This window comes from Elstera litoralis, from assembly GCF_000963705.1.
GTDB lineage: Bacteria > Pseudomonadota > Alphaproteobacteria > Elsterales > Elsteraceae > Elstera > Elstera litoralis.
In genome coordinates, this window is the sequence record NZ_LAJY01000263.1 from 1 (window position 1) to 6,793 (window position 6,793).

A 6,793-nucleotide genomic window follows, 5' to 3' on the forward strand; every position below is an offset into this window, starting at 1 on the left:
CCCGCCGCCAAAGCTTCGCTCAGCAACGCATGATAGAAGGCATGCGTATTATCGGAGAATGAGACAAGCTTTAGCGTCTGAGCCGATGCGAAAGGGCTCGCAGCAAGCGCAGTGAGCAGGACAAGCGATTTTAGGAACTTCATACTCTTTCTCCTTATTTTTATAAAACTAACACCTACCGGCGACTTATAAATGAATAACAAACCTGCATCAAAAATTTCAACAAAGTATATTTTAGAGAAAACAGGTTTAATCTTTGATGTATTTGAATTGAATTTGATGTTTCGGCAACGGGTTAACAGCGCGGCGGTTCAGTGCTATAGAGCGGCACTGAAACGAAGAGAGAGAAAAGACGATGATGGATCCCCGGGCTCCACACGCAGCCGTCGCCGACGGTTTGGACAGCTTTACCGATGCCGATGCGGCCCTTGCCCGCATTCAGGCCATTTACGATGGATCGGCCGATACGATCCGCGCTGGGTTCGATGCCCTTGCCAAGGGTGAAACCCAGGCCCCGCAGGCCGCCCTCTATCCCTATCTCGGGATCACCGTGACCGCCGCCGATTTGCACCTGGACGCGCGCTTTGCCTATGGCGCGGCGGTCGATCCAGGGGCCTATGGCACGACGCTGACGCGGCCCGCGCTGCTGGCGGACTACTACCGTGAGCAGATTACGCTGCTGCTGCAAAATCATCGCGTTCCGGTCTATGTCGGCACCAGCCGCCGCGCCATTCCGCTGCCGTTCGTGATCGAAAACTCCACGGCGGATGTGACTGAAACCCAGGTTCGGGAAATGACGCAGTATTTCGCGCTGCCCGATCTCGCGGTGATTGATGACACCATCGCCAACGGTACCTATTTACCGAGTGATGGCCTGCCGCGCCCGCTGTCGCTGTTTACCGCCGAGCGGGTTGATTACTCGATTGCCCGCCTCAGCCATTATACCGCCACCGCGCCGAGACATTTTCAGCGCTTTGTGCTACTGACCAATTATCAGCGCTATGTGGATGAGTTTTGCGCCTACGCCCAGCGCGAAGTCGCAAACGGCGAGACTTATGATAGTTTCGTGGAGCCGGGCGACGTGTTCACGCCCAACCCGCGCCTCACCGATCTGCCCACCAGTGGCACGCCGCTCGCCAACCTGCCGCAGATGCCCGCCTATCATCTCACCCGGCCCGATAAGCTGGGGATTACGATGATTAACATCGGCGTCGGCCCGTCCAACGCCAAAACGATCACCGACCATCTCGCCGTGCTGCGCCCGCACTGCTGGCTGATGCTGGGCCATTGTGCCGGTTTGCGGCGCAGTCAGTTTTTGGGTGATTACGTGCTGGCCCACGGCTATGTGCGCGACGATCAAGTGCTGGACAATGATCTGCCGCCCTTCGTGCCGGTGCCGCCGATTGCCGAAGTGCAGGTGGCGCTTCAGCAAGCGGTCGCCAAGATCACCGGGCTTGAAGGGGCGGACCTCAAAAGCCGGTTGCGCACGGGCTCGGTGCTGACCACCGATAATCGGAACTGGGAGCTGCGCTTTAAAGAAATCTACGCCCGGCTCAATCAATCGCGCGCCATTGCGGTCGATATGGAATCGGCCACCATTGCCGCCAATGGCTTCCGCTTCCGCGTGCCCTATGGAACGCTGCTCTGCGTTTCCGACAAGCCCCTGCACGGCGAAATCAAACTGCGCGGCATGGCCAATGCGGTCTACCGCGAGCGCATTGCCCAGCATTTGGAAATCGGCATCGAAACCGTCGATATTTTGCGGGCCGAAGGCGTGCGCAAGCTGCATTCGCGCAAATTACGCAGTTTCGATGAGCCGAGCTTCCGTTAGGCGCTGCCGATGAAAGGCTGGGCAACCGGGCTTTTAGTCGGCTCGGCCAGCCTCTTCGTCGGCCTCAGCTTTTGGCCCGCGCCGAGTGTGTGGATTCTGGCCGCGCGGGCGGCGGCGGAAGCCGCAACGATTGGCGCACTCGCCGATTGGTTCGCCGTCGTGGCGCTGTTCAAACGCCCGCTCGGGCTGCCGATCCCCCATACCGCCCTATTGCCGCGCAATAAGGCGCGGATCGGCGCGCGGTTGGGGCAGTTCGTCGGCGAGAAATTCCTCGATCCCGACGATCTGGCGCAAAAGCTGACTGAAGCCGACCTGCCGGACCATCTCGCCGGGTGGTTGGAGCAAGATGCGGTCGGTCAGGGCATCGCCGACGCCGCCCTGTCGGTCCTGCCGGGGGCTTTGGACGCGCTGACCGATGCGCGGGTTCAGGCCCAGGTGCAGGCAACGATCACCGATTGGCTGGCGGGGCTCGATCTCGCCGGGCTCAGCCAGCGCGGCCTTGTCGGTTTTGTCGAAGCGGGCGGGCATCTGCCGGTGATCGACAAGGCCGCCGACTGGGCCTTGACCCAATTGGCCAACGAAGAGCCGCGCATCAAAGCCTTCCTACAAGAGCGCGCCGTGACCTATCTGGCCGGGCAGTTGGAGTCCGGCGTTACCCGGCTGCTGCGCCTCGATACGAAAAGCCTCGCCGATGGCAAAATCGCCAAATGGCTGGCGGACGAACTCGCCAATGCCATTCTGGCCGATGCCGTGGCCCGGCTGGAGCAGATCCGCACCGAAGGTAGCCCCCTGCGCTATCAAGCCCACGCTTATCTGTTGCAGCGGGTCCACGCGCTGACTGAGGGCGATGCCTGGGCTGCGACGCTCGACGATCTCAAGCGGCATCTGCTCGCCCCGGAGCGGTTCGGGCCGCAGTTCACGGCGATCTGGACGCGGGTGATTGCCGATCTGCGCACAGGCCTGCCCGCCGCCCGCCCGCGCTTGGTGGCGCTGCTTGCCGATCAACTGCAGGGTTTCGCCGCCCGCTTGCGCGGGGATTCCGCCTTACGCGCGCGGGTTTCGGCGCAGGCCCAAGTGATTTTACGGCGCTTGATTGCCCGCTACCGCCCCTTGGCCGTCGCACATATCGGCAAAACCGTTGCAAGCTGGGACGATAAGGCCGTGGCCGACCAGTTGGAGCAGGCTATTGGCCGCGATTTGCAGTTCATCCGCATCAATGGCACCTGCGTTGGCGCGCTGGCGGGGCTAGTGTTGTTTTTGCTCGATCATTTCTTCCTAGCCGGGCGCTAAGGCGGACGCCATGAACCTCGAAACCATCTCGCTCGACCAATTGCGCGTCTTCGCCAAAGCCGCCGAGCTTGGCAGTTTTTCTGCCGTGGGGCGCGACTTGGGGCGGGCGCAATCGGCCATTAGCTATGCGATCACCACGCTGGAAACTCAGCTTGGCCTGAGCCTCTTCGACCGCAGCGGCCATACGCCGCGACTGACCGAGCAGGGCACAGCGATTCTGGCCGATGCCAAATCGATCCTCGCCCGCACGCAGGGGCTGCACGCCCGCGCCGCCGGATTGCGCGACGGGCTAGAGCCGGAACTCGCCATCGTCATCGATGTGATGTACCCGGTGCCGCGCCTCGCCCGCGTGTTGGGCGACTTCCGCGAGCGCTTCCCCACCGTCACCATGCGCGTCGGCGTCGAGGTTCTGGGCGCAGTCGCCGAGCATGTCATGAACGGTCGGGCGAAATTCGGCGTGATCGGCTCGATGCCGTTTCAACCGGCGGGGCTCGTCGGCGAGGCGCTGCCCCCGATCCGCCTGATCCCCGTGGCCGCCCCGGCCCACGCGCTCGCGACCATGCCGCGCGACAACCGCATGGCCGCCCTGACCGACGAAGTGCAACTGGTGCTCACCGACCGCAGCCGCCTGACCGAGGGTAAGGATTACGCGGTCTATTCGGCGAAAACCTGGCGTTTGTCCGACTTAGGCACCAAGCTGGAGTTTCTGCGCGCGGGCCTTGGTTGGGGCAATATGCCGGAGCATTTGGTGCGCGATGATATTCAGTCTGGGCGGCTGGTGCATCTCTGCGGCATTACCCGCAGCGTCACCGAATGGCTGCCGATGCATCTGGTGCGCCACCCAACCACCGCCCTCGGCCCCGCCGGGCGCTGGCTGTGGGAGGCGATGCTTTCTCCATCGAATAATTAGATAAGTTAACGCGATTTTTCTGCCGATTTCTCGATAGGGGAAATCGAGTAGCGTCGGCCCATCAAAATTCGCTCTTTCTTGGAGACTTTCCGATGTCCGACACTCAAAAATCCGATCTCGCCCTTCTGCTGCTCCGCGTTTCGCTCGGCGTGATGGCCCTCGCCCACGGTTTCTTGCTGAAGGTGCTGACTTTCACCCCCGCCGGGACGGCGCAGTTTTTCGAATCGGTCGGCTATCCGGCCTTCGTCGCCTATCTCGTCATTCTGGGGGAAACCCTCGGCGGGTTGGCCCTGATTGCGGGCGTTTTCACCCGTCTCACCGCCGTCTTGCTGCTGCCGATCCTGATTGGGGCAACGCTGATGCACGTCGGTAATGGTTGGATGTTCAGCAAGCCGAATGGCGGCTGGGAATTCCCCGCATTCTGGACGGTCGCCCTGGTCGTTCAAGCGCTGCTCGGGCCGGGGGCTTACTCGATCGGTCGTCTGCTGCCCACCAGCCTGCCGAGCTTTGTGCGCGCCTAAGGCTTGACCTTCAGGGTCAGACTTGCTCCCCTCCAGGGTGTTCGCCCTGGAGGTTTTTTTTATGTCCGATACGCCGATGCCCCTGCCCCGTTTGGGCGATGCCGCCCCCGATTTCGAGGCCGACAGCACGCACGGGCGGCTGGCCTTAAAAGATTTTCGCGGAAGCTGGCTGGTGCTTTTCTCGCATCCCGCCGATTTCACCCCGGTCTGCACCACCGAGTTTATCGCGCTGGCCAAGGCCGCCGACCGGCTGGGCGCACTGAATTGTCAGCTTCTCGGGCTTTCCATCGATAGCGTCTACAGCCATATCGCGTGGCTGCGCACGATCGAAGCCCAGTTCGGCACCGCCATCGCCTTCCCCGTGCTCGCCGACCACGACCGCGCCGTCGCCCTGCGCTACGGCATGCTAATGCCGGGCGAAAGCAGCACGGAAGCCAGCCGCTGCCTGTTCGTCATCGATCCCGAGGGGATCGTGCGCGCGATGATCTATTATCCGATGATCGTGGGCCGGAATATCGAGGAAGTCGTGCGCCTCGTCACCGCCCTCACTACCACCGCTGCGGCGAAAGCCGCCGCCCCCGCCAATTGGCAACCGGGGGACGCGCTACTGGAACCCGCCCCGCGCACGCTCGACGGGGCCGCTGCGCGCAAAGCCGGGGCCGATTGGTTCCTTCAGTACCGCAAAGCCGATTAGCCCGCGCATGCCCTGCCTCAACCCGGACGGCACCTTGACCGAGGTCGCCCGCAAATTGCTCACGGCTTTAGACGCGGAAGCGATCGCCGCCCCAAGCCTCGCGCAGCACTGCGGCCTGCCCCTGTGGCGCGTGCGGGCCAGCCTGCGGGAATTGCGCGGGCAAGATCTGCTGGAATTCGCTATGGCTATCGGGAACGAGGGGGATCGTCCGCACCGGCTCACCCCCGCCGGGGCCGAGGTTCTGGCGCTGAGCCGCGCGCTCGATGGAGACAGATAGAATGACCAAGCCCGAAAAACCCAGCGGTTTTGCCGCCATGCCCGCCGGAATGCGGCTGTTTATCGTCGCGGGCTTGATGGTCGTCGTCGCCGGGATTGGCGCGATTGCAGCCCTTCTCACGTCCGACCGCCCCATCGGCGCGGCCCAGGAAGGGCGTAGCACGGGATCGCCCTTGGTCGGCGGCGCGTTCACGCTGGTCGATCAAGACGGTAAAACCCGCACCCAGGCCGATTTCGCCGGGAAACTCACCCTCGTCTATTTCGGCTACACGTTCTGCCCCGACGTCTGCCCGACTGGGTTGCAGCGGCTCGCGGAAGGCCTGGACGTGCTGACCGAGGCCGAACGGGCCGAGGTGGTGCCGCTGTTCGTGACCATCGACCCGGCGCGCGATACCAGCGCCGTGCTGAAGGAATATGTGGCCCAGTTTCACCCGGCCCTCATCGGCCTCACGGGAACCGCCGAGCAAGTGGCCGTCGCCGCCAAAGCCTATCGGGTTTACTACCGAAAATCGGACCAAACCAAAGATCAGGCCGATTATTTGATGGATCATTCCTCCATCATCTTCGTCATGGGGCGCGATGGGACGTACAAGGCGCATTTTACCCACGAGAGCAAACCGGAAGATATTGCCGCCGGGATCCGCAAAACGTTGAAGGGCTAAAATAAAAGCCCGTTCACGCGGGGCGGAACAGGCTCAAGTCTTTCGGGAGGCTGGTCTTAAGGGGTTAATGCCCAACAACGAGCCCGTCGATCATGTGCAGCAGTTGGAAGACGATCACGCCAACCAGCCCGCACGCGGCCCCCAGGCCGACCAGCATGGCCATTTTTCCAACGGCAGGCCCCATCGGCGCGCCCTTTAGGCTCGACAGCCGGGTGCTTAGCGTTGCCGACGGCGCAGGCGGCAGCACCGGCGCTTGATATTGCACCGAATAAAGGCGGCGCTTGCCGTTCTCGGCCTCGCTGACGATGCGGACGTTCTTAGCGCCCATCGTGGGGACGAGCTTGCGCACCTGGAGCAAAGCCGTTTCCAGGCTGCGGGCTTCCTGTTGCGCGACCCATTCGCCATCGATACGGGCTTCAATCGTATAGTCCGGCTGTTCGAAGTGGGTTTCCGCGCCCGAAGAAGAGGAAAATTCGGTCATCGGTCTCTCCATTACCAGGGCATAAGTCATATTAACAAAATATTACTCCCCAAGATAGGGGCGCGCTGTGACTTGGCCGTGATAGAATCGAGGCAAGTTTTGCCACAAAAGCATTAAGAATAAATTAG

General features: G+C 62.1%; 8 protein-coding genes. 7 read left to right on the plus strand and 1 reads right to left on the minus strand.

Annotation, left to right across the window (positions count from 1 at the left end):
* The first annotated feature begins 355 nt into the window (after positions 1 to 355).
* From VZ95_RS10885 to VZ95_RS10915, 7 genes are all read left to right on the plus strand, one after another.
* Entirely contained in the window at positions 356 to 1,831 is a 1,476-nt protein-coding gene (locus VZ95_RS10885; RefSeq protein ID WP_045775862.1) for an AMP nucleosidase, read from the plus strand.
* Between the two features lie 9 nt (positions 1,832 to 1,840).
* A complete protein-coding gene (locus VZ95_RS10890) occupies positions 1,841 to 3,121 on the plus strand; it encodes a DUF445 domain-containing protein (RefSeq protein WP_045775863.1) in 1,281 nt (426 codons plus the stop codon).
* Positions 3,122 to 3,131: 10 nt separating this feature from the next.
* Positions 3,132 to 4,031: a LysR family transcriptional regulator gene (locus tag VZ95_RS10895; protein WP_045775864.1), complete on the plus strand. Its 900-nt coding sequence runs from the start codon at positions 3,132 to 3,134 to the stop codon at positions 4,029 to 4,031.
* 92 nt (positions 4,032 to 4,123) lie between these two features.
* Complete coding sequence (locus tag VZ95_RS10900) at positions 4,124 to 4,552, plus strand: DoxX family protein (protein WP_045775865.1); 429 nt, start codon at positions 4,124 to 4,126, stop codon at positions 4,550 to 4,552.
* Between the two features lie 61 nt (positions 4,553 to 4,613).
* Positions 4,614 to 5,246 (plus strand): peroxiredoxin, encoded by a 633-nt coding sequence (locus tag VZ95_RS10905; RefSeq protein ID WP_045775869.1) that lies wholly within the window; start codon positions 4,614 to 4,616, stop codon positions 5,244 to 5,246.
* A gap of 7 nt (positions 5,247 to 5,253) precedes the next feature.
* The gene (locus VZ95_RS10910; RefSeq protein ID WP_045775866.1) at positions 5,254 to 5,523 is read left to right on the plus strand and encodes a hypothetical protein; all 270 of its coding nucleotides are present in this window, start codon (positions 5,254 to 5,256) and stop codon (positions 5,521 to 5,523) included.
* 1 nt (position 5,524) lies between these two features.
* On the plus strand, positions 5,525 to 6,184 hold the full coding sequence (locus VZ95_RS10915; protein ID WP_045775867.1) for an SCO family protein: 660 nt from the start codon (positions 5,525 to 5,527) through the stop codon (positions 6,182 to 6,184).
* A 64-nt stretch (positions 6,185 to 6,248) separates the two neighbouring features.
* On the opposite strand, the gene VZ95_RS10920 is transcribed toward VZ95_RS10915, so the two are convergent.
* On the minus strand, positions 6,249 to 6,665 hold the full coding sequence (locus tag VZ95_RS10920; protein ID WP_045775868.1) for a hypothetical protein: 417 nt from the start codon (positions 6,663 to 6,665) through the stop codon (positions 6,249 to 6,251).
* Positions 6,666 to 6,793: the final 128 nt, after the last annotated feature.